The sequence below is a fragment of the Exiguobacterium aurantiacum genome (assembly GCF_024362205.1).
GTDB lineage: Bacteria > Bacillota > Bacilli > Exiguobacteriales > Exiguobacteriaceae > Exiguobacterium > Exiguobacterium aurantiacum_B.
The window spans coordinates 2,565,001-2,587,045 of record NZ_CP101462.1; the positions used below are offsets into that span (position 1 = coordinate 2,565,001).

Here is a 22,045-nt window from a genome sequence, read left to right on the forward strand (position 1 = left end):
CCAATCCCCGTCGCAATCGACGAAGTGAGGGGCATCATGAGGATGGTCATAAACGCAGGAATCGCGATTTCTAACTTTCTCCAGTCGATGTCGAGCAAAGCCGAAGCCATGAGCACTCCTACGATGATGAGTGCTGGAGCCGTGACTGCAGATGTAACGACGGCCAAGAGTGGTGAGAAGAAGAGGGCTAGGCCGAAGAAAAGGCCTGCGAACACAGCTGTCAATCCCGAACGACCACCGGCAGCTACACCAGCAGATGATTCAACGTATGACGTCGCCGTCGATGTACCAAAGATCGCACCTGCTACTGTCGCTGTCGAGTCTGCCATGAGCGCCTTACTCGCACGCGGCACTTTGTTATCTTTCATGATTCCCGCTTGACGCGCTACCGCTACGAGCGTACCAGCTGTATCGAAGAAATCAATGAAGAAGAACGTCAAGATGACGACAAGCATTTGGACAGTGAAGACGTCAGAGAAGTTGATGAACGCTTGACCAAATGTCGACGCCATGCTCGGAGGTGCCGAGATGACATCCGAGATTGCAGTCGGCGTCGGTACAAGATTAAAGATCATTCCAACGATTGCCGTTAAAAGCATCCCGATGAAGATGCCGCCTTTAATGTTTCGAACCATCAATAACGCTGTGACGACAAGACCGAATACCGAAAGGAGTGTCGTCCCTGTTCCAAGTGAACCGAGACCGACGAGCGTCGCTTCGTTTGCGACGACGATACCCGCATTTTTCAAGCCGATGAAAGCGATGAAGAAACCAATCCCTGCGGCGACTGCCATTTTAAGTGGTCCCGGGATGGCGTTGACAACTGTTTCACGAATACCTGAGAGCGTCAAAACGATGAAGAACAAACCAGAAACAAGGACACCTGATAAGGCTGTCTGCCATGGGATCCCCATACCGATGACTACACTGTAAGCAAAGAAGGCGTTGAGTCCCATACCCGGCGCAATCGCGATTGGGTAGTTGGCGAACAAGCCCATCATGACAGAACCGATGAGGGCAACGAGGCCGGTCGCCACGAAGACGGCGCCCATGTCCATACCTGCTGCACCTAACACGTTCGGGTTGACGAACAAGATGTAAGCCATGGCCAAGAATGTTGTAAACCCTGCAACTAGCTCTGTTTTCACGTTTGTCCCAAGTTCGTTCAATTGGAAGTAACGTTCAATCCGGTTTCCTGATGGTTGATGATTTGGTTCTTGCTTGAGCTGTGTGCTCATTGATTTTCCTCCTTGGCTCGCCGTAAAACGAGAAAAGGTCCCCGATCGATGACCGGAGACCCCACGCGAAACATACAGGGACATACGTCCCCAATCTATGTCTCGCCGTAGTGAAATCATTTAAGGTGATTTCGTAGAGACTCTCGGGCCATATTCCCGATATTATACGGCAAAATAATTTTTAATTGTTCGGATATGATAAGAACGTTTTTATCTTAACAACGTCAAAAATGAATGTCAACAGTAATAACGGATTTTAAATAAAATATTTAGACTTAATGTTCGGTTTTTCCATATAAAAACAGAGAGGGTTGCCCCCCTCTGCCTTTTATTCCCACTCGATCGTTGCTGGTGGCTTCGATGTGATGTCGTACAGGACACGGTTGACGTGACTGACTTCATTGACGATACGGACCGAAATCTTTTCGAGGACATCCCAAGGGATGCGGGCCCAATCCGAAGTCATTCCGTCAATCGATGTGACAGCACGGACACCGACCGCATAGTCATACGTCCGCTCGTCGCCCATGACGCCGACTGAGCGAATTGGTGTGAGGACCGTGAAGTACTGCCAAATGTCACGTTCGAGACCGGCTTTCTTCACTTCTTCACGTAAAATCGCGTCCGACTCGCGCACGATTTCAAGTTTCTCTTCCGTGATTTCACCGAGGACACGAATGCCGAGACCCGGACCCGGGAACGGCTGGCGCCATACGATATAGTCTGGCAATCCAAGCTCTGTCCCAAGTTCACGTACTTCGTCTTTGAAGAGCGTGTTGAGCGGCTCGATCAACGTGAAGTTCATATCTTCCGGAAGTCCACCGACGTTATGGTGTGACTTGATTGTTTGAGCCGTATCCGTCCCGCTCTCGATAATATCCGTGTAAAGCGTACCTTGAGCAAGGAAGTCCATATCCACAAGTTTCGACGCTTCTTCGTCAAACACATAGATGAACTCGTTGCCGATGATTTTACGCTTTTGTTCCGGATCTGAGACGCCGGCAAGTTTCGACATGAAGCGCTCCTGCGCGTCAATCTTGATGACTTTCATGTTGAAGCCGTCCGCGAACGTCTTCATGACGCTGTCCGCTTCATTTTTACGAAGCAAGCCATGGTCAACGAACATACACGTCAACTGGTCACCGATGGCACGATGGACGAGCGCTGCGACAACTGATGAGTCGACACCGCCTGACAACGCGCAAAGAACTTGCTTGTCGCCAACGATTTCACGAATCTTCTCGACTTCGATGTCGATGAAGTTTTCCATTGACCACTCACCTTTGGCCCCACACACTTCATAAATGAAGTTCTTCAAGATGTCATTCCCGTACTCTGAGTGACGGACTTCCGGATGGTACTGGACGCCATACATTTTGAGGTCGTCGCTCTTAATCGAAGCGACCGGACATGATGGGTTCGTCCCGTCGACGATGAATCCTGGCGGAGCTTCCATGACGAGGTCGCCGTGGCTCATCCAAACGGTATGTTCCACTGGGAGGCCCTTGTAGAGCGCCGAGGCTTCTGGTGTTGAGAAGAGCGTCGCTTTCCCGTATTCACGATGCGCAGCCCGCTCGACACGTCCACCGAAGTGATGCGTCATGAGTTGCATGCCGTAGCAAATTCCGAAAATCGGAATCCCGAGCTCGAAAATTTCTGGGTCACAGCGGTAGGCGCCTTCCGCGTACACACTGTTCGGTCCACCCGAGAAAATGATTCCCGCCGGAGCGAGTTCACGAATCTCAGCAGCGGTCATCTTGTGGGAATGGAGCTCACTGTATACCCCAAGGTCACGCACACGACGTGTGATTAACTGGTTGTACTGGCCTCCAAAGTCGAGCACCAAAATCATCTCTTGTTCTACTTTCACAAAACCTCCACCTTTCTGCCTTCTTCTCAAAAAAAGAGCGAGCCTCTCCCACGGATTCACCAAACCGAAGAAGAAGCACGCCCTTTTCTGTGTATACGAAACGTGCTCCTTCATAGTCGGTCCATTTACGGTGGTCCGGTAGAGACTCTCGCGCCAATTCGCGAGTATATACGAAGGAATGCTGTTCAATTATCTAACTAATGCGTCTATCTTACTGTATGCATCCGCCTACTTCAACTCATAATTCGGCGAATCATGATTTTCCAATATTCTTTATATTTTGAATTTGGCGTTTTTTCGGCATAGATGCTCTGTTCAAATAAACGGGTCAATCGCGTCATTTCGGTCGACTCATAATAAGCATCGACTTCCGCGGCGAGTTCCGATGGCGTGCGTCCATCAACTTTGAAACCTGCCCCACGAAGCCGCTTAACGAGATAGCGATGCATGGCGACGAGTCGGTTCTCATTCAACGGGCGACGTGTCCACCAAAGCATCATCACGAGACGTTCGATTGTCTTCCGGTTCCACACAAGAACAGCGACTGCGAAGACAATTAAAATCCAACCCCATACCGGCATATTCCAATTCTCGGTTGCCGCCTCCCCTGATGTGACATCGTCGAGTGCCAAATCTTCCTGTGGACGGTTCGTCGGTTCATTGTCTTGCGACGCCTGTGGATCGTTGGCCGCTGGATCTTCTGCATTCGCTTCGTCCTCCGTCTCGATTTGAAGCAGGTTGGCGTCAGTGAAACTGATGGTGGCCTCGAGCGGGACCCAGCCCGCACCTTCGACGAAGTATTCCACCCATGAGTGGGCGTGTCGGTTCCGGACGGTATACTCCTCTTCACCTTGGATAATCCCGCGTGCATCACCCATCGTGAAGCCTTTGACCCAACGCGTCGGCACTCCCCTCGCCCGGAGAAGGACGGCAGCCGAGGTCGAGAAGTTGTCGCAGTAACCAATCAACGTATCAAACAAAAATTGATCGACGTAATCGGTATCCTCTTCAGGGACAGCCACGTCTTCCGTATTGTACTGGAAGTCCCCGGTTTGGAAGTAGTCCTGGACCGCTTGGGCCTGATCATAAGGCGTCTCACTGTCGGAAGTGATGTCGGCCGACAAATCTCGAACCCGATCCGGAAGCGAGTCCGGCAATTGCAAGTATGCTTGTCGCTCTTCTTCCGTCAACGTCGTCACTGGCTCATTCAACGCCAATTGCTCTTCCGTGAAGGAAGGGACACTGTAGCGCAATTGAATCGTTTGCGGCGTCGTTTGGCCGTCATTGTCGAACACGATTTTCCCGGACGGTCGGATGTGAATCGTCTCGTTCGGGAACGGTTCTTCGATATTCCCGACTCGGAATTCGGTGCCGTTGTCCGTCTCGGTCGCCTGCGGATACTCTCCGCCATACGGGACGAACGTCTGGCGCCGGTCAAATCGGAGTAACGCCTGTTCCGGTGTCGTGTCGACATCTTGGTCGACGAGTTGCCCACGGTTGTAGTCCGAGTCGAGGACCGGGGACTCGACCCAGCCTTTGCCCGTGTAAATTTCTTTTGATTCGATGCGCCAATAGCGTGCCGGTACACCACGGGCGATGAAGACGATGCCGTCATCTTGCTCAAACGGCCCGCCGAGTTGCTCATCGTTTACCCCATAACCGACTCGACCACTACCTGATCCCTCATCGTTCACGGCGTTTTGGAAACTCGTCGTCAACCGGTCAGACCAATCGCCTTCGAGCGTCGGGGACACGCTCGCGAGCGCCAACACAACCGATGCGAGGAGCGCGATGCTGACATAACGGACGAGCGACTTGCTCGGCCGTTTCGCCAAATCGGTGACGAAGAGTAAAAAGAGTGACGCTAAAATCGCAAGGAGAATCTTCCCTTCTCCGTCATAAAGCGTCCACGTGTCAAAGTACGCCATCAATCCGAGCGTCGAGACAATCATCCCGAGGACGAAACCATAGCTCGGATACGTCCGCCCGACCAAGATGGCGAATAGAACACCAATGAGCGCCATCGCCGAGAAGAAAATCGCCTCTTCTGGCAAAGCTCCGCTCAGCACCCCGCTTAAATCGTCTAGCCAGAGGCCAAACCAGTCCAAGACACTACCGTGGTACACGTATAAGACAACAAAGAAGTTGAAGACGACCACCGTGATGAAGCCATACCAAGGGAGTAAACTCGCAAACATCGGTACGAGCAACAAGAACAAGAACGGCCAATTGACGTCGAACGTCGTGCTCCCGACAATCGGCTCGACCCAAAACGACAACAAGTAGGCGGCAAGCGCCGTATAGACAATCCGTTTCACCCACATTGTCATGTCGTCACCTCGTTTGCCGTGTACAGATGATAACTGCCTTGGGTCTCGTTCATGATTTCACGCACCCACTTCGTCTCGAGCGGGCTAATCAAAATCATATTCCCCACTTCTTGTGGCAGGTTACGTTTCACTCGTTCGACGAGGCGGCCCTCGGGTTCCGGTGTCGCCGTCAGCAAATAATGGCCGACCTCGGCGCTTTGGTCCGGCAAATGGAATAGGCGGACCTGTTCTTCGATGACATACAGTTCAAACGGCAAGTTTTTCCGTTCGAGCTGTCGGATTGCGCCGACGAGTAACGACAACGAGCGCTCGAACGCTTCTTCATGCCCGGCCGAAGTGGACGGGACAAAGACGAGCGAGAGTTTTTTCTCCTGCTCTTGGTCGAACGTTTTCGTCATCAAGTTGCCTCGACGAGCCGATGCCTTCCAATCGATCCGGCCGATGCGGTCACCGGCCGCGTATTCTCGGACGCCGCTCGTCGTGTTGGCCACTTCCGTATAGGTTCGAGTGCGTCGGTATTGTTCGCCACGCCCCCCGACTTGCTCGTCACGCGGCAAGTCGAACTGAAGTTCCGCCGGTGACACTTCGACGACCGTCTCGAGTCGCAACGTGCGTTTTCGGTCGAATAGTCCGAACACGTCACGCACATGAAGGGCCGTCCGGTCGAACACATGGATACCTCGGCGAATCTGTTCGATTTCATAATGGACCGTCTCTGTGCGCCGAAAGAAGCGGTCGACCGGGGTGACAATCACGTCTGGCGACGTCGCTAGACGCGGCGGCGGTGTCTCTTCTAATGTGACGATCCCGACGAGAAACGGATATTTTCGTTCCACTTGTAGCTCTACGTCCATCGTCTGTCCCGAGACGAGTCGTTTCGTCGTGACCCGCCGCGAGACGTTGGCCGCTGTGACCGGGTAAATCATAAAGAGGGTCCAATACGCAGCCAAGACGAAAAATGACCACCATAGTGTCGAGGCGACGATACTCCCTTCAATCCGGGCGAACGTGTAAAGTCCGAATGCCGCCGCCCACACGAGGAACAGCTTCATCCAATTTTTCATACTTCTTTGACCTCACGATCCATCGGTACCGGAAGGGAGTCGAGCCAACCTTTGACGAGATGCTCGGCCGTCTTTCCTTTATAGCGCGCCTCCGCCGTCAACAAGATACGGTGACCGAGCACACTTCCGGCAAGCGCCTTCACATCGTCCGGTAACACGAAATCGCGGTTATGGATATATGCCCACGCTTGAGCAGCCTTCATCAGAGCAAGAGTCGCACGCGGGCTACCCCCAAGGTACGTGTTCGGGTCGTTGCGTGTCTCGTGAATCAAGCGGACGATGTACTGTTTGACCGCACTCGAGACGTGAACCTCACGTACTTCGCGTTGCATTTGTTCGACTTCGTGCTTTGTGATAACGCTTTGTAGCGCCTCGAGTGGCTCTGCCTTTTCGAAGCGGGTCAACAAGGAAATCTCTTCATTGAACGACGGATAGCCCATCTCGATTTTGAGAAGGAAACGGTCGAGTTGGGCTTCTGGGAGCGGGTACGTCCCTTCATGTTCAATCGGGTTTTGCGTCGCCATGACAAAAAACGGGGATGGTAAGATTTTGACTTCCCCGTCGACCGTCACACTACGCTCCGCCATCGCCTCGAGAAGCGCGGACTGTGTTTTTGGAGAAGTCCGGTTGATTTCATCAGCTAAAACGATATTGCCCATCAAAGGTCCTGGACGGTACTCGAACTCTTTTGTTTTTTGGTTATACATTGAGATTCCAGTTAAATCAGACGGCAGCATGTCCGGCGTGAACTGAACGCGTTTGAAATCCAAATCGATGGCGCGACTGAACGTACGAACGAGCATCGTTTTCCCGACGCCCGGGACATCTTCTAGCAACACATGGCCTCCGGCAAGCAAAGCAGTCAAACTTTTTGCGATGACATCTTCTTTCCCGACGATCACCGTCTCAATGGCATTGATGATCGATTGAATGGCTGGACGATAAGACATAGCCGACTCCCCTTTTTTTCTCTAATCGCTGACGCGTTCGAAAATTGAATGTTCTGACTTTATTGTGACATATTCAAGCGCTCGTGTGAAAGAAAACCATCATGCCAATCGGTTTTCCATTCTTTACCCGAAAAAAGGCGCCTTGTCTCTGATTTGAGAAGGCGCCATTGCATTTATTTCGGGCGTTCGATTTCAAACGTTTCGCCGAGTGTCGCATAAAAGTTTCCAGCAAGGCGACTGACCGGGGCCAATTGTTCCGCATCGATGCGTCCGGCCTGATAGAGCGTCGGGTCAATGTGAAAACGGACGACGCGAGCAATTAATAAATCGGCTGTTACGATGCCGTCATGTTCGATCGGAACGTGATGATGCAATTTACATTCCATCCGAATTTTCGCTTCTTTCACACCAGGTGTCTCAATGATGTCACTCGGTGTGATGGTGAACGTCGTCCGATCGAGCTCACTTTCTTCCGGTCCCAAATTGGCTGCCGTCTCGTTGACGAGGTCCACGTTCGTCTCATCCACGATATGGATGACGAGTTCTTCGGTCGCGACCGCGTTACGGGCCGTGTCTTTCATGATACCGTTCTTCCGTTGGACCGACACCGATAACAGCGGCGGCTCGGAAGCGACGATGTTGAAGTAACTGAATGGTGCGGCGTTGACCGTCTCGCCGTTTCGGGTCGTCACGAATGCAATCGGACGTGGAACGACACTCCCGATTAAAAATTTATACGTATCTCGCTCGGTTAACACTGAAGGTTCAATCGATAGCATAAGCACCTCTCCCTTGGTCATTTCTTCTCTTTCAAGCTATCCTGTTCACTTCATTCATGTCAATCGGAAGCACATTTGAATGTGTAAGATCTATAAAACCGGGGTATATCCGTCTAGATATGACATTTAAATAGAGAATCTTTGATGGCACATCACGTGAGCAATTCGGTGTTCATCTGATTTTTCTTTTTGTATATTTCCGTTATAAGACGATTGAATTGGAGTTGGTTTTAGTTAAGGAAGGAAGTAGAGCGTATTATGGGCAAGTGGATTGAACAATTGAACAGTCGTCAAATACTCGGCATCCTGTATGGGGTCTGTATCGCCAGTCTCTTTTTAACGGCCATCGGGGCTTGGTTTGTTCGTGACAATAACGTCTCGGCCACCGAACTGATTACGCTACGTTGGGTTTGGATGATCGGGTTAGTCATGTTTATCACTGCTATTTTATTGATTGGACGTCCCTTGATCAAACGAATGATCGAACAAAACGAGAAAATGCATGCGAAGCAAGAAGAGATGCAGTCGGTGCTCGAGGCGTCTAAACAAAATGAGACAAAACTGCAATACCGTAACGAGTTGATTGAAGTGCTAGCTTCGAAAGAATCATTACTCGATTATTCTGCAGTCATCGAAAAGATCGTCTGGTTGACCGAGGCCGAGTTCGGGGCCGTGCTTCTGGTTAAGGATGATGAAATCACTTCTGTCGTACCAAAAGGAATGACGCAAGAACAACAAGAAGATTTGAAGGTGCAGTCACTCTTGTTAAAACGCGTCATGATTTCGAAATCGCTCGAGGCGACATCGAAGAAAGTGGCCGATCAGATTCACGGCTACCCGTACTACATCCACGAGACGGTCATCCCGGTAAAAGACCCGTCAGACGGGACGATGATCGGTTGCTTATACTTGGCATGTTATGACGAGCCGTTCGACGCGAGTGAAACGTCGGAACTGAACGCATTTGCGAATCAGTTGGCTATCTCGCTCTTACGGACGCGACTCTATCGCCAAATGCAACAAGACCGGAAAGAGACGGCCCAGCTCATCAATTCGGTGCGTGAAGCCATCCTCTACTTCAACTACGAAGAAGACACGGTCGTCGGCAACCGCGCCTTTATCCGTATGTTCGATGAACTCCAATTCGAATACGCGGGTTATGAAGAATTGTCGGCCGTGTCGATTGATATCGAGCAGTTTGCCGAACGTGTCGACCAACAAGACCTCTTCATCAGTTATGTCGAGCGCGTTTTCGACCAAGAACCGCCGGAAGATGGGCTATCGATTTCACTAGATCAAGGCGATTGCTTCCTCCAAGTGTATGCCGAGAGCATCTACCGGGATGGGAAAATTCACGGCACGATGCTCGTATTGCGTGATGTGACCGCCGAGACCGAAATCGACCGCATGAAGTCGGAGCTTGTCTCGACGGTGTCTCACGAATTGAGAACGCCACTGTCATCCATTTATGGGTTCACAGAGTTGATGCTCGAGCGTGATTTGAAGGCAAACCGCCGCGAATTGTACTTGAAGACGATTCACGATGAAGCGAAGCGGCTCTCTTACTTGGTGAACGACTTCCTCGACCTTCAAAAAATGGAGGCGGGGAAACAGACGTTCGAGTGGGAGACGGTCGATTTGCTCGAGCTCGCCCGCGATAGTATCAGTTTTTATCAAGAGACGACCGATTCGCATCATCTACACCTCGATGCCGATGTCGGACAAGACTTTAAAATCGAAGCCGACTTGGAAGGAATGCGGCAGTTGCTCGGTAATTTACTGAGTAACGCCATCAAGTATTCACCAGAAGGCGGAAACGTCCTCGTTTCATTAGAGCGACTAGAAGGTCAAGTCGTCATGAAAGTTCGAGACAACGGGATAGGGATCCCTTCATCTGCGCTACCGAATTTGTTCGGCAAGTTTTACCGAGTCGATAACTCAGACCGTCGTAAAATCGGCGGGACAGGACTCGGTCTCGCCATCTGTAAAGAGATCGCCAAAGCGCACGACGGACATTTGCATGTCGAATCCATTTATGGTGAAGGTAGCACCTTTATTTGTGAGCTCCCGACGTCAAAAGAGGCGATTCATCAATGAGCGCGGCCGGATTCATTCTGGTCGTGTTTTTTATATCGTCGCTTCTCTTTTTTGCAGGAATGTTTTGACAGTATCTAGAAAAAGAGTAACACCGAGAACCTGAGGCAACGTCACTACACCCTTCCCATTATTCTCGCAGGTAAATTTTAAAAAAAGAGCTATACTAGTAAGGAAGAGACAGACAAGATTGGAGGTCATGGAGTTGGATCATCGCGACCCACCGTTTTCAGAAGTAGGCGACTTTAAACAATGGGGCCGTTTTGATATAAACGTGCCACTGCAGGGCGGGCAAGCTGAACTTCAGACTGCCGTGTCGATTGTAAGAAATCATATTCCGTTGCGATTAGGTGGATTTTATATCATCGCCAGTGAAGATGGGATTTTGACGAGCGGCTCACACGACGCTAACTTACAAAAGCACATTATTCATTTGCTCCAACAAGTGCAAATGGGTCATGTGGAAGATGAGGCATTGATGAACGAGCCGATTTGGACGATTCATTATTTCACCACTCCATAAACGACAAGAGACGATTCGGGCGTCTCTTTTTTTTGCGCAAAAAAAGAACGCCTGGGGAGGCGTTAATCGATGTGAGACATGATATCGATGACTTTTTCGTAGTACTCGGTTGCCAATTTATACTTCCCATTACTTCGAAGTTCTCTGGCTAACCATAGAGAGTATTTTTGCATATACACATAATCATTATATTTTTCGAAATAGTGAACCGCTTCTTTCAGCGATTTAATCAACTCAAGCTTATCTGGAACTTGATAACAATTTTTATAAATTTCAAAATGATGATCAAATTCTTCTAATCCCGTTCGATCTCCTTTGATTTCGTACCCTTTGGATAACCAGTTTAGTATTTCTTCTACGTTGTTATAGTTTGTATATCCTTCAATCAACGACACGACGCTGTATAGCTTACTCTTTACTTCTACTTTATAATCAAAACTTTGCATAAAGTATTCAAGGGCTTTTTCTTGATCGCCTAAAGAAGAATAAATTTCACCCATATTATTATACAGCATTCCATAGTAGTCTTTCATAGTTGTGGCACTTATCACTTTTACCGCTCTATGGTAATGCGCCAATGCTTCCGTAAAGCGTCTTCGTCGTTTAAAGGCTAGCCCAATAATGATATGGCATTCAACGATTCTTTCTAAGAAGAAATGTTCTTGAAAATAATCAAGCGCAAATTTCACATTCTCGATTGCTTGAAGGTAATCTGTAAATTTATAATACATCCCGCCCATGATATATCGCATATCTGCTATTTCCCATATTGGTAGACTTGAGTGTGGAAGTTGTTCGTTCAGTTCTTCAAGTAATTCTAGTGATTTTTCTTTTTCATTCTCATTAAATAGCTTTAGACTCTTCATTAGAGTATATCTAAGGCCAGCTTCACGATTCAGCTGTTCCTCAATCCAACCAATTTCAGTAATGTACCTATTTTGTCCCCCAGGCATAATATCAAATCTAGCTAAAGCCAATAGCAAGCTAATATAGAGTTCCTTCGATTGATTGACTACGGGATTAGATAAATACTTTTCTACTTCCTGCAACTTACCTTTATCTTTTCTTGTTAAAATTGCATCTCTTAATATTTCTTCAATTTCAGCCCTAACTTTTTCAACTTGTTCGCTGAAGTCATAGTAAAGAGGAACTTCAATTCCAAGCCTCTTAAAAATCATCTCTAGTACTTCTTCACTAGCGGAAGTTTGGTTGTTCTCGATTTTACTTAAGTAAGATATTGAACAAATGCCTCTAGCTAAGACTGACTGCTTCATATTCCTACGCATTCTCTCAATTTTTATAAGGTTTCCGTAGTTGTATTCCATCCTAAGCAATAGCCCCTTCGCCCTAATTATTAGCGTTTTTTTAAATATATATAGTCTAGAAACAATCGTACCAGGAAAATCCTCTTCAAAAAACGATATTTTTGCTGTTTTCCCACTATTATTTTCCCAACTGGTAGCAGTCCGTTAGACTCTTTAATCATGATAGAATTTAACTAGTAAATAAAAACCTTTACGTTTTTTTAGGTAAAACGATTCATTAAAAATTAATCATAGGATTTATATTTTCGGAGGTGTATACATCAGATGGGAAAATTAAATTTTTTACTTGCGGAAGATTACATTAAACCTAAAATTTATTTCCAATCTAAACAAGCTCCACTGTTTAATACGTCTTACTCCTATGCTGATCGCAGTCAGTTTGAGGGGCTAGAGCATTTGACCCAATTGTTGCGTTCTCCTAAAGGATTTATACTAAACGCTTTTCAAATTGACTACTATCAAACTTTGCCACAATTGATTGCTAGAACACTTAAAGAAAATCGATCATATAAAAAACTATACATTCTCGGACCGGAACTGTCTCTCTCTATTCTAAAGCGCAGTTCAAAAACCGTCTATGAGAAACACTTTCAAGAATTTGGTTATATAAATGTAGAACGGGATTTCCAAGGCGTTTTGCGTCAATGTTTAGCTTTATTACAAGAAGGACACATCTTATACATTCTTCCTGAAGCGTCAATTTGTTGGCGCCCAGAATATTTCCAACCATTAGAAAACACACTCACCCCTCTATGTAGCACATTACTCAGTCAAGAAGCGCACGTCCCAATTTTATCGTCTTCTACTAAAGAAGGTTCTGATAAAGTCATCTTGCATGAACCGAATATGCCACAACAGTATGTAGGAGATTTGGAGTCGCGTATTTACCAACAATCAGAATCGGTATATAATTTACTAGAATCTCCAGTTTCTGACTACTGAGTACCATTACACTAGAGATCGTAGCTTTCAACACACCAATATATTTGATGGAGGGATTCATGATGAAAAAGATTACAGGTCTGTTATTCATCGCAGCAGCAGTATTACTATTAGGCAGCTCAATCAAACCAATGGGTGAAGACTTCCCACGCCTCGCTAAGTTTGATACACCAATTCAAACGTTTGGTGAGGACTTCCCACGTCTCGCTAAATTTGAATCAACGATTAAACCAATTGGTGAAGATTTCCCACGCTTGGCAAAAGTTGAATCGACAATCAAACCACTCGGTGAAGATTTCCCACGCCTTGCATAATCCTTTAAAAGAGACGCCCTGCGCGTCTCTTTTTTATTTCCGAAACGTTGGAAATAATATTTTTGAAAAAAAGTCAAACAATTTACATATTAACCTCCATTTTTTTCTTGTTTCCTTATATAATAACGAAGACATGATAACAATTTTTTATATCATCACAAAAAGGAGCGGATCTTGTTTGAACATATCGAAACCATCTTGGAATCTTAAACTGCTACTTAGCTCGTCTCTAGTTTTAGGAGGAATGGTTGTCGCTCCATCTGATTTGACATCAAAATACTTCAACACAAGTCAAGTTGAAGCTGCCTCTACCTATACAACTACTGCTAACTTGAACTTACGTAAAAGTGCATCCACATCTGCCACAGTGCTCCTGACTATCCCTAGCGGTAAAGCCGTCTCTTACCTCGGCACTTATGGCTCTTGGTACAAGGTCAGTTACGGTGGGAGAACCGGGTATGTTTCTTCACAGTATGTAAAAGTCTCAACAGCAAGCACTGTGACTACTGCTTCTTCAAAGAAGTACACTACGACTGTCAACTTAAACCTACGTAAGAGCGCATCTACGTCCGCTACAGTTCTCGTGACAATCCCAAACGGTAAAGCCGTCACTTACCTCGGTACATATGGCTCTTGGTACAAAGTCAGTTACGGTGGAAAGACTGGCTACGTTTCTTCTCAATACGTTAAAGTTTCAACGACTAGCACGACAACGACAAGTTCTACAAAAACCTACACGACTACCGTCAACCTGAACCTACGCCAAAGCACCTCTACATCCGCTACAGTCCTCGTGACAATCCCAAGCGGCAAAGCTGTCACCTATCTCGGCACTTATGGCTCTTGGTACAAAGTCAGCTACGGTGGCAAGACTGGATATGTGTCTTCCCAATACGTAAAGGTTTCAACAACGACGACACCGACGACGTCCACAGGAACGGGACGGACGATTGTGATCGATGCCGGACACGGCGGAAATGACCCTGGAGCTGTCTACGGCTCAACATACGAAAAAGTGATTGCGTTCGATATTGCCGCACGTCTCGCGAGTACGCTCTCGAATACATATGGCTATAACGCACGGATGACACGCACGAACGATGTCTACTTGTCACTCGCACAACGCGTCGAATTGACGAAGTCGTATAAAGGCAGCGCCTTTGTCAGCCTTCACGCCAATTCATCAACGAATACGTCTTACCACGGCCATGAAGTACTCGTACCGACCGGGGAAAGCTATACGACGAACCCATACATCTCGGCCAGCCGGAGTTTAGGCGCGTCCATCAACCGTGAACTGGGAGCACGCATCCCGACAATCCGCAACCGCGGCGTGAAATATCAAAACGTTTACGTTGTCGGAAAGAACAGCGTCCCTTCGACACTCGTCGAATACGGATTCATTAGCAATGCGAACGACCGCTCGCATTTGACGAGCACCACTTACCGGCAACGGATGGCAGACGCCACCGCTTCTGGAATTCATCAATTCATGAGCACTTATAAATAAGCAAGAGACCTGACCGCATATGCGATCAAGTCTCTTTTTCTGTAGTCGTGCAATGCCAAATCTTATGCGGTGCGCCAGGCCCCCAGTAATGGTCAAGCGTCAACGCCGGCGGCCCGAGTCGCTTCTCCCAATAGGCTTGAGACGTCGGGAAGCCGGCATCCAAGTAAAACGCCGCTTGTCCATTCGCAAACATTTCCCGTTTGACGTTCTCGATTAAGAAGTGACCGACCCCTTGACGCTGAGACGCAGGCGACACATATATGCACCCGACTTCCGGCGTGTTCGGTTCGACGTCGACATGGGCCGTGATGATGTCATTCGGAGGTAAAATTGCAGCTGTGCCCACGATGACGCCGTCTTGTACGACAACAAAAATTTGAACGGTCTCGTCCTCGAAACTGTCTTGCACGGTCGTGTTCAATCGCTCTACTTCTTCATCCAACAGGTCAGCGTCCTCGAACTGTTCTCGACGAATCAAATCACTCAGACTCTCCATAAATAACCGTTGGAGCGGTTTGACGTCTTCACGTTCAAGCGGGCGAAAATTCAATGTCTCCACTTCCCTTTAGTCCTGAATTGTACGTGCTAGTCTTTACCCGCGTCCCGATTCGGCGTAACGTTCGCTTGATGTGACCCTTCCACCGCTTCAAGTTGCTCCAGATGATCATACCCGAGGTGCCCATGTGTCTGCCAAATAAGAATGATTGCGGTCGTGACGAGCAACAGCGTCAAGTGAAGAAACCCAATCGGGAACGCGCCTGGTTCAATCAATGGAATGAGCGCGAACGAGACGTTGAACATCGTGTGTAATACGAACACGGCCCATAAGTTCATCGTCGTGACGTTATAGAGCCACGAGATGATGAATGTGAATGCGAGAATCGCCATTCCATACGCCCAAAATGGGATGAATGATTGCCCCGTCCCGTCCATAAAGATGAGCGGGATATGCCAAGCAGCCCAGATGACACCAACAGACAAGCTCGCCTTGACCGGCGTGACGTTCAGTTGGAACGCATCAAGCAAATATCCGCGCCAGCCATATTCTTCTTGGATTGTCCCCCCGAGGAACAGCATGTAGAGGAAATAAGGAAAGACGAGCCAAGGCCGTTCGAACAACAACGCCCCATCGGCATCAGACCACCAGTAAGCAATCAAAAATAGCATAGGCAAGAACAAGACCCCGATCGCATAGTATCTTCCAGCCATCCGCCACTCGAACCCTCGCTTCCATAGCGTCTTGACGCCTGACCAGCCATTCTCTCGGAGCGCCATATAGCTTCCGGCCAGACTCGGACCGAACGCTCCAATCACGACAATCACCTGGATTGGTAACCGGCTCCACATATACAGCCCCCACCACGCCAGCCACGAGAACCCGAACGCGATGAGGAGAAACAAGATGATTTCTTTTTTTGTTGGAATCAATGGTTCCCCCTCCTTCTACACGTAGTTTACCCGCTTTCGGAACGACTTCCCTATTTCACCCGAAAAATATTTTCAACAAGTGAAGCAAAATGATAGGTAGGCTTTTGTTTTGCAGGGTATAATTAGAATTACTATAAAAATATATTCTTTAGCGAGGTACACATGGAACCAGTAGTCGAACACTCGATGAGTCATAATATTTTTCTTGTGATTCTGTCTTATATTATCGCCGCTGTTTCTGCTTACGCCGCCATCGAGCTGGCACGGCGTGTCAATTCAGCGAACCGTTCCGTCCAGAACGTGTGGATCTTAGCTGGAGGTGCGACGCTAGGTCTCGGGATCTGGTCGATGCATTTCATCGCCATGCTTGCGCACGAGATGTTGCGACCGGTCACCTATTCAGTCCCGCTCGTCATGTTATCCGTCATTATCGCCATGGCCGGGTGTATTTTCGGCTTCTTGATCGTCTCGCGTCGCACGACCCGTCCTGCTCTAATCGGTGCAGGGGTCGTCATGGGAAGTAGTATCGCCAGCATGCATTATGTTGGGATGGCCGCGCTCCAAGGCGTCACAACTGCTTACAATCCGTGGCTGGCTGCACTATCAATCCTGATTGCGATTGGTGCCTCGTTCGTCGCTCTATGGATTGGATTCTTTTCAAAGTACACACAGAAAAAGATGCACCTCGAACTGAAAGTGTTCTTCTCTCTATTGATGGGGGTCGCCATCTTCGGGATGCATTTCGTCGGTATGATTGCAGCAACGTTCACGCTCGTTGATACAGACAGATCTTTCGCCAATGCGATCGAGCCTTCCCTTCTCGCCTGGCTCGTCACGGCAATCACGATTCTGTTGTTCGCGATTTTCTTCCTGTCGCTCACGCTCGACCGTCATCTACGCAGACGTGAATTTATTCAGGCGACGATTCTTGATTCCACGACGGATGCGGTCGTCACGACGACAAAGGACGGGATGATTCAATACGCAAATACAGCATTCTATCGCTTGTTCGATGAAGTCGTGGAAGACGCCTTCTTCCAGGACTATCATCCATCGCTCACAATCAACCAACCGTTTTACGAACCACGACGTGTCGATCTCGACGACCAGACGATTGAAGTGACGAGCTATCCGCTCCAAGGCGAGACGATGGACCAAATGCTTTGGTTCCTTCGCGACGTCTCCGAGACGATCGCCTCGCAGCGCCTTGTCGAACATATGGCGTATCACGATACGCTCACCGATTTGCCGAACCGGCATAAACTCGAACGTATTCTCGCCGAGCATATTCAAATCGAGGATCCGGTCGCATGCCTATATATCGATATCGATCGTTGGCGCTTCTTGAGCGATATGCTCGGGCATCACGGTTCGGACGAATTGACGATGCAAATCGCCGAGCGTCTGCAAGTGACAATCCATCCGGACGACATTTTGACGCGCGTCGGTTCATCCGAGTTCATCATCCTGTTGTTCGACAAGCGGAGCACGCTCGCCAAACAGAAAGCCGAGAAGTGCATCAAAGCGATCTCACAACCGTTCGATATCGACGGGACGACCGTCGAACTGACGATGAGTGCCGGAATCAGCCACTATCCGAAAGACACGACGTCAGCCGAGGAACTCGTGCAATACGCCCGCCTCGCCGTCCACGAGTCGAAACGGACCGGAAAGAACCAAATCAAAGAGTTCGAAGACGAGTCGAAGCATCAAATCCTTCGGACTGTCGAGATCGAGAAGGCGCTCACCCATGCGCTCGACCGAAACGAGTTTTCACTCGTCTACCAACCGAAAGTGTCACTGACGCAAAACCGGCTCGAAGGTGTTGAAGCGCTCCTCCGTTGGAACAACCGCGAACTCGGTCATGTGTCGCCGACCGACTTCATCCCGATTGCAGAAAACACAGGTCTCATTCACCCGATCGGCAGCTGGGTCATGCGCGAGTCGTGCCGGGCATGGGTCCGGTGGAACAAGTCAGGTGTGAAGCCGTTCACCCTTTCGGTCAACGTCTCCCCGCTCCAGTTCGTACGTGAAGACTTCGTCGAGTCGCTCCAGGAGATTCTCGACGAGACCGGGATGGACCCGATGTTCCTCGAGCTAGAGGTGACGGAGTCGTCGATGTTGTCTTATGAGGCATCGACGCGGGAGAAACTCACCCAGCTCCATCAGTTCGGCATCTTGATCTCACTCGATGATTTCGGGACGGGCTACTCGTCGTTCCGTCAATTGCGAGAGCTTCCGGTCCAAGTGTTGAAGATCGACCGGTCGTTCATCGTCAACTTGTTCACGGACCGAAACCAGGAAGCCATCGTCCGCTCGATGATCCAACTCGGCCATAACCTCAATATGAAAGTGCTCATGGAGGGCGTCGAGACGTCGGATCAGCTCGAATGGTTGCTGAACGAGCAATGTGATTACGTTCAAGGTTATTACTTCAGCCGTCCCCTTCGTGAGAAGGACGTCGTGAAGCACATCAAATCGGTCACCACTTATATCGAATTCGGGAAGACCCGCGCTTGATGAGACTGCAGCCCTGCGCTGCAGTCTTTTTGTATGTCAAAAATCTCCCATGCCGCTCGGGCACAGGAGATTTGATTTATGAGACTTGCGCTTTTTCTTGTTCGCGAATCAAGTGGTATTGTTCGAGGATCAACTTCGTGAGCGTATCGTCCTCGTGCAATTGTAGATATTTTTCCACCGTCGAGACGATGCCGTCTTCTTCGATAGACACATAAAGTTCAGAAGATTCTGAATCCTCAGGGTTGTAATAGGTCAAGGCAGCCGCGATTCCGTAGGCTAGTTCATTCGGTTCGATGCCGTTGTCAATCAGTTCGCGGGCCGGTTTGACAAGCCGGTCACTCGGTCCGAGTTTACGAATCGGCGAACGGGCGACACGTGAGACTTCATCTTTCAACTTCGGATTCTCGAACCGCTTGATGATCTTTTGAATGTATTGGCTATGTTCTTTCGCCTCGAATCCATACTTCTCGAGCAGGAGCCACCCAGTCTCATACAAGGCACCTTGTACAACTTGACGGACACGGCGGTCTTTGAGCGCTTCGTCGATTGTCGCTTTCCCGAACAAAGAACCGATGTACGACGCGATGGCGTGGCCAGTATTGACCGTGAACAGCTTCCGCTCGATATATGGCCCAATCTCGTCGACCCACGTCACACCTTGAAGCGGGGGCCGCTCGGCCAATCCGTTCGTCTCGATGACCCATTCGTAAAACGTTTCGACCTCGACGAACAGCGGGTCTGCGTGTTGCTGCAGCGGGACGATCCGGTCGACGGCCGCATTCGGGAACGAGACGTTCGCCGTCCCGACCCCGCCTGATGTCTCGATTGCTTGATGAAGTGATGCACTACCACCAATCATGTTCTCGCACGCAATCACATACACCGGGGCCTCCGTTTCACGGTCACGTAGTCCTGCACTGATAAGTGGCGCGACTTTCGGCAGAAGCGTCGGTCCGACCGCGGTCGTGACGAGATCGGCCTCCGCGATGAGGCTGATGACACGCTCCGGATCGGTCAAGCTGTTGACGCCGCGGACCCGGTCGACGACGACATTCTCGACGCCTTCTTCGGCAAATCCGACTTCATAAAATCGTTTGTCTTCTAACGCTTGGATGACGGTATCGTTAATGTCGACGAACGTGACCTCGTAGCCACTCTGATTGAGCAACAATCCGATAAAGCCCCGTCCGATATTTCCTGCCCCAAAATGTACGGCTTTCATTACGCCACCTCTTCCATGAATAGCGACAGGATCTCTTCTTTCGTCTTGGCCTGTACGAGGCGCTCGACGTTATCCTCATCTGAACAGATGACCGCGATTTGGGACAGGAGTTCCAAATGTTCGTCATCCACCCCGGCAATCCCGATGACGAGTTTCGCCGTCTGGCCACCGAAGTCGACCCCGGCCGGCACTTGGAGGATAGAAATCCCCGTCTTTTGAACGGCGGATTTCGCTTCCTCGGTCCCGTGCGGAATCGCGACTTGGTTCCCGATATACACGCTCGAGAGCGCTTGACGCTCGTGCATCGCTTGGACGTAAGCCGGTGACACGCAGCCGGCTGCTTCTAACACTTGACCGGCCGCATCGATCGCTTCGGCCGACGTGTGGAACGATTGGTTGAGTCGAATCATCTCTGTCTGAATGAATGGCATTTTAGTTCCTCCTATACCTTAAAACCTTGTCTCTGTCTGCTTCTGTTATGAGATTTTGCTGCGCTCTGCTTTAATTTCTTCGATCAATTGATCGTAGTAGTCTGCGTTCAAGAAGTTCGTGACCGAACGATGAATCGCATCCGGCACTTGTGCTTCGGCCCGGTCCGTCAAATCCTCATGGGTGATGACGAATTGGGCATCTTTCGGCAATTGGCTGATTGATGTGTTCGTGACTTTGATCGGCAAGTTCGCTTTATTCACTTTATTGCGCAGCACCGATGCTCCCATCGCGCTCGAACCCATACCGGCGTCACAAGCAAAGATGATGTGATCGACTTTATCGAGACGGTCGTGGACGAGTGCTGACGCATAAGACTGTTTACCTTTCATCGCGCTGACGTTTTGTGTCGCTTCTTCAAGTGACACTTCTTCTGCCGCGCTCGATTTCAAGATGACACTTGCCACGGCGAACGTGACCGCTGCCGACAAGAGAATCCCTGTGACGAGTCCGAGGTACGAACCGCGTGACGCCATCGCGAGGATTGCGAAGATACTACCTGGTGACGCTGGTGCGACGAGACCGACATCGAACAAGACGAATGTGAAGACGCCTGTTGCGCCCCCGGCGATCATCGCAAGGATCAAGACTGGCTTCATCAAGACGTATGGGAAGTAAATCTCGTGAATCCCACCGAGGAAGTGAATAATCGCTGCCCCTGGTGCTGTACGTTTGGCCGCACCTTTGGCAAATACCATGTACGCGAGCAGTAAACCAAGACCTGGTCCTGGGTTTGCTTCAAGTAAGAACAAGACCGATTTCCCGGCGTCCGCCACTTGATCGACACCAAGCGGGCTCAAAATCCCGTGGTTGATGGCGTTGTTCAAGAACAAGATTTTCGCTGGCTCGATGAATAGACTTGCGATTGGCAACAGCTTCGCGCCGACGATCCAGTCGACACCGGCTGCCATGACTTTATCAAGGCCGCTCATGATTGGACCGAACACTTCAAAGCCACCGATCATGAGAAGACCACCGATGATACCGACCGAGAAGTTGTTGACGAGCATTTCGAATCCAGCTTTGACTTTTCCTTCGATGAGACGGTCAAACTGTTTAATGACATATCCACCGAGTGGACCCATGATCATCGCACCGAGAAACATCGGAATGTCCGTCCCGACGATGACACCCATCGTGGCGAGTACCCCGACGACTCCGCCTCGTACGTCGTGAATCAACTTACCGCCGGTGAACCCGATTAAGAGCGGTAATAGATACGTGATTGTCGGACCGACGAGTTCTGCTAATTTTTCATTCGGCCACCAGCCCGTCGGAATGAAGAGGGCGGTGATAATCCCCCAGGCGATGAAGGCACCGATGTTTGGCATGACCATCCCGCTCAGGAAACTCCCGAACCGTTGTACTTTGACTCGAACCCCGCCCGAGCCAGCTTGCGCATTCGCCATGTATAAAACCTCCAGTCGATTATTGTGAAAGGTAGATT

Annotated in this window: 18 protein-coding genes and 2 riboswitches (1 of these 20 cut by a window edge); of the genes, 6 read left to right on the top strand and 12 right to left on the bottom strand. The window is 49.4% G+C overall.

What is annotated here, in order from left to right; translation table 11 throughout:
- The 6 genes from NMQ00_RS13265 to NMQ00_RS13290 form a co-directional block, all read right to left on the bottom strand.
- Window positions 1-1,238, bottom strand: partial view of an NCS2 family permease gene (locus NMQ00_RS13265; protein ID WP_303825796.1) — the 5' portion only. It extends 124 nt beyond the left edge of the window; only the first 1,238 of its 1,362 coding nucleotides appear in the window; it begins with the start codon at window positions 1,236-1,238; its stop codon lies beyond the left edge, outside the window.
- Window positions 1,239-1,326: 88 nt separating this feature from the next.
- A riboswitch (purine riboswitch) is annotated at window positions 1,327-1,428 on the bottom strand.
- A gap of 138 nt (window positions 1,429-1,566) precedes the next feature.
- Complete coding sequence (gene guaA / locus NMQ00_RS13270) at window positions 1,567-3,090, bottom strand: glutamine-hydrolyzing GMP synthase (protein WP_303826804.1); 1,524 nt, start codon at window positions 3,088-3,090, stop codon at window positions 1,567-1,569.
- Window positions 3,091-3,201: 111 nt separating this feature from the next.
- Window positions 3,202-3,302, bottom strand: a riboswitch (purine riboswitch).
- A 39-nt stretch (window positions 3,303-3,341) separates the two neighbouring features.
- Complete coding sequence (locus NMQ00_RS13275) at window positions 3,342-5,438, bottom strand: transglutaminase-like domain-containing protein (protein ID WP_255177053.1); 2,097 nt, start codon at window positions 5,436-5,438, stop codon at window positions 3,342-3,344.
- The gene (locus tag NMQ00_RS13280) at window positions 5,435-6,502 is read right to left on the bottom strand and encodes a DUF58 domain-containing protein (RefSeq protein ID WP_255177054.1); all 1,068 of its coding nucleotides are present in this window, start codon (window positions 6,500-6,502) and stop codon (window positions 5,435-5,437) included. The genes NMQ00_RS13275 and NMQ00_RS13280 overlap by 4 nt, the downstream gene beginning before the upstream one ends.
- Window positions 6,499-7,452 (bottom strand): AAA family ATPase, encoded by a 954-nt coding sequence (locus tag NMQ00_RS13285; RefSeq protein WP_255177055.1) that lies wholly within the window; start codon window positions 7,450-7,452, stop codon window positions 6,499-6,501. The genes NMQ00_RS13280 and NMQ00_RS13285 overlap by 4 nt, the downstream gene beginning before the upstream one ends.
- Window positions 7,453-7,625: 173 nt before the next feature.
- A complete protein-coding gene (locus tag NMQ00_RS13290) occupies window positions 7,626-8,231 on the bottom strand; it encodes a flavin reductase family protein (protein ID WP_255177056.1) in 606 nt (201 codons plus the stop codon).
- Between the two features lie 258 nt (window positions 8,232-8,489).
- Between NMQ00_RS13290 and NMQ00_RS13295 the strand changes: the two genes are divergently transcribed.
- Window positions 8,490-10,328, top strand: coding sequence for an ATP-binding protein (locus NMQ00_RS13295; protein ID WP_255177057.1), 1,839 nt, complete (start codon window positions 8,490-8,492; stop codon window positions 10,326-10,328).
- 196 nt (window positions 10,329-10,524) lie between these two features.
- The gene (locus NMQ00_RS13300) at window positions 10,525-10,848 is read left to right on the top strand and encodes a hypothetical protein (protein WP_131472998.1); all 324 of its coding nucleotides are present in this window, start codon (window positions 10,525-10,527) and stop codon (window positions 10,846-10,848) included.
- Between the two features lie 62 nt (window positions 10,849-10,910).
- On the opposite strand, the gene NMQ00_RS13305 is transcribed toward NMQ00_RS13300, so the two are convergent.
- Window positions 10,911-12,173 carry a tetratricopeptide repeat protein gene (locus tag NMQ00_RS13305; protein WP_255177058.1) on the bottom strand — a complete coding sequence of 421 codons (1,263 nt, stop codon included), beginning with the start codon at window positions 12,171-12,173 and terminating at the stop codon, window positions 10,911-10,913.
- Between the two features lie 264 nt (window positions 12,174-12,437).
- Here NMQ00_RS13305 and NMQ00_RS13310 point away from each other — a divergent pair, with 264 nt between their 5' ends.
- The 3 genes from NMQ00_RS13310 to NMQ00_RS13320 all read left to right on the top strand — a co-directional run bounded on the left by NMQ00_RS13310 (window position 12,438) and on the right by NMQ00_RS13320 (window position 14,939).
- Window positions 12,438-13,115, top strand: coding sequence for a hypothetical protein (locus NMQ00_RS13310; RefSeq protein ID WP_255177059.1), 678 nt, complete (start codon window positions 12,438-12,440; stop codon window positions 13,113-13,115).
- Window positions 13,116-13,177: 62 nt separating this feature from the next.
- Window positions 13,178-13,429 carry a hypothetical protein gene (locus NMQ00_RS13315; RefSeq protein ID WP_255177060.1) on the top strand — a complete coding sequence of 84 codons (252 nt, stop codon included), beginning with the start codon at window positions 13,178-13,180 and terminating at the stop codon, window positions 13,427-13,429.
- A gap of 244 nt (window positions 13,430-13,673) precedes the next feature.
- Window positions 13,674-14,939 carry an N-acetylmuramoyl-L-alanine amidase family protein gene (locus NMQ00_RS13320; protein WP_255178725.1) on the top strand — a complete coding sequence of 422 codons (1,266 nt, stop codon included), beginning with the start codon at window positions 13,674-13,676 and terminating at the stop codon, window positions 14,937-14,939.
- Window positions 14,940-14,964: 25 nt separating this feature from the next.
- Here NMQ00_RS13320 and NMQ00_RS13325 read toward each other — a convergent pair whose 3' ends face one another.
- Together NMQ00_RS13325 and NMQ00_RS13330 are read right to left on the bottom strand one after the other, a co-directional pair.
- On the bottom strand, window positions 14,965-15,498 hold the full coding sequence (locus tag NMQ00_RS13325; RefSeq protein WP_255177061.1) for a GNAT family N-acetyltransferase: 534 nt from the start codon (window positions 15,496-15,498) through the stop codon (window positions 14,965-14,967).
- A gap of 26 nt (window positions 15,499-15,524) precedes the next feature.
- Entirely contained in the window at window positions 15,525-16,367 is an 843-nt protein-coding gene (locus NMQ00_RS13330) for a CPBP family intramembrane glutamic endopeptidase (RefSeq protein WP_255177062.1), read from the bottom strand.
- Between the two features lie 162 nt (window positions 16,368-16,529).
- On the opposite strand from NMQ00_RS13330, the gene NMQ00_RS13335 reads away from it, so the two are divergent.
- Entirely contained in the window at window positions 16,530-18,887 is a 2,358-nt protein-coding gene (locus NMQ00_RS13335; protein ID WP_255177063.1) for a bifunctional diguanylate cyclase/phosphodiesterase, read from the top strand.
- A 76-nt stretch (window positions 18,888-18,963) separates the two neighbouring features.
- On the opposite strand, the gene NMQ00_RS13340 is transcribed toward NMQ00_RS13335, so the two are convergent.
- Genes NMQ00_RS13340 through NMQ00_RS13350 form a run of 3 tightly spaced genes read right to left on the bottom strand, consistent with a single transcriptional unit; the run spans window position 18,964 to window position 22,007 of the window.
- Complete coding sequence (locus tag NMQ00_RS13340; protein WP_255177064.1) at window positions 18,964-20,109, bottom strand: mannitol-1-phosphate 5-dehydrogenase; 1,146 nt, start codon at window positions 20,107-20,109, stop codon at window positions 18,964-18,966.
- Window positions 20,109-20,540 carry a PTS mannitol transporter subunit IIA gene (locus tag NMQ00_RS13345; protein WP_255177065.1) on the bottom strand — a complete coding sequence of 144 codons (432 nt, stop codon included), beginning with the start codon at window positions 20,538-20,540 and terminating at the stop codon, window positions 20,109-20,111. Before NMQ00_RS13345 ends, NMQ00_RS13340 begins: the two co-directional genes overlap by 1 nt.
- 45 nt (window positions 20,541-20,585) lie before the next feature.
- Window positions 20,586-22,007: a PTS mannitol transporter subunit IIBC gene (locus tag NMQ00_RS13350; protein WP_131486039.1), complete on the bottom strand. Its 1,422-nt coding sequence runs from the start codon at window positions 22,005-22,007 to the stop codon at window positions 20,586-20,588.
- Between the last annotated feature and the right edge of the window lie 38 nt (window positions 22,008-22,045).

Coding starts and splice junctions, on each gene's coding strand:
- guaA (WP_303826804.1), bottom strand. CDS start 3,090: ATGATTTTGGTGCTCGACTTTGGAGGCCAGTACAACCAGTTAATCACA.
- NMQ00_RS13315 (WP_255177060.1), top strand. CDS start 13,178: ATGAAAAAGATTACAGGTCTGTTATTCATCGCAGCAGCAGTATTACTA.
- NMQ00_RS13285 (WP_255177055.1), bottom strand. CDS start 7,452: ATGTCTTATCGTCCAGCCATTCAATCGATCATCAATGCCATTGAGACG.
- NMQ00_RS13290 (WP_255177056.1), bottom strand. CDS start 8,231: ATGCTATCGATTGAACCTTCAGTGTTAACCGAGCGAGATACGTATAAA.
- NMQ00_RS13310 (WP_255177059.1), top strand. CDS start 12,438: ATGGGAAAATTAAATTTTTTACTTGCGGAAGATTACATTAAACCTAAA.
- NMQ00_RS13335 (WP_255177063.1), top strand. CDS start 16,530: ATGGAACCAGTAGTCGAACACTCGATGAGTCATAATATTTTTCTTGTG.
- NMQ00_RS13295 (WP_255177057.1), top strand. CDS start 8,490: ATGGGCAAGTGGATTGAACAATTGAACAGTCGTCAAATACTCGGCATC.
- NMQ00_RS13320 (WP_255178725.1), top strand. CDS start 13,674: ATGGTTGTCGCTCCATCTGATTTGACATCAAAATACTTCAACACAAGT.
- NMQ00_RS13305 (WP_255177058.1), bottom strand. CDS start 12,173: ATGGAATACAACTACGGAAACCTTATAAAAATTGAGAGAATGCGTAGG.
- NMQ00_RS13345 (WP_255177065.1), bottom strand. CDS start 20,540: ATGCCATTCATTCAGACAGAGATGATTCGACTCAACCAATCGTTCCAC.
- NMQ00_RS13275 (WP_255177053.1), bottom strand. CDS start 5,438: ATGACAATGTGGGTGAAACGGATTGTCTATACGGCGCTTGCCGCCTAC.
- NMQ00_RS13350 (WP_131486039.1), bottom strand. CDS start 22,007: ATGGCGAATGCGCAAGCTGGCTCGGGCGGGGTTCGAGTCAAAGTACAA.
- NMQ00_RS13300 (WP_131472998.1), top strand. CDS start 10,525: ATGGAGTTGGATCATCGCGACCCACCGTTTTCAGAAGTAGGCGACTTT.
- NMQ00_RS13340 (WP_255177064.1), bottom strand. CDS start 20,109: ATGAAAGCCGTACATTTTGGGGCAGGAAATATCGGACGGGGCTTTATC.
- NMQ00_RS13280 (WP_255177054.1), bottom strand. CDS start 6,502: ATGAAAAATTGGATGAAGCTGTTCCTCGTGTGGGCGGCGGCATTCGGA.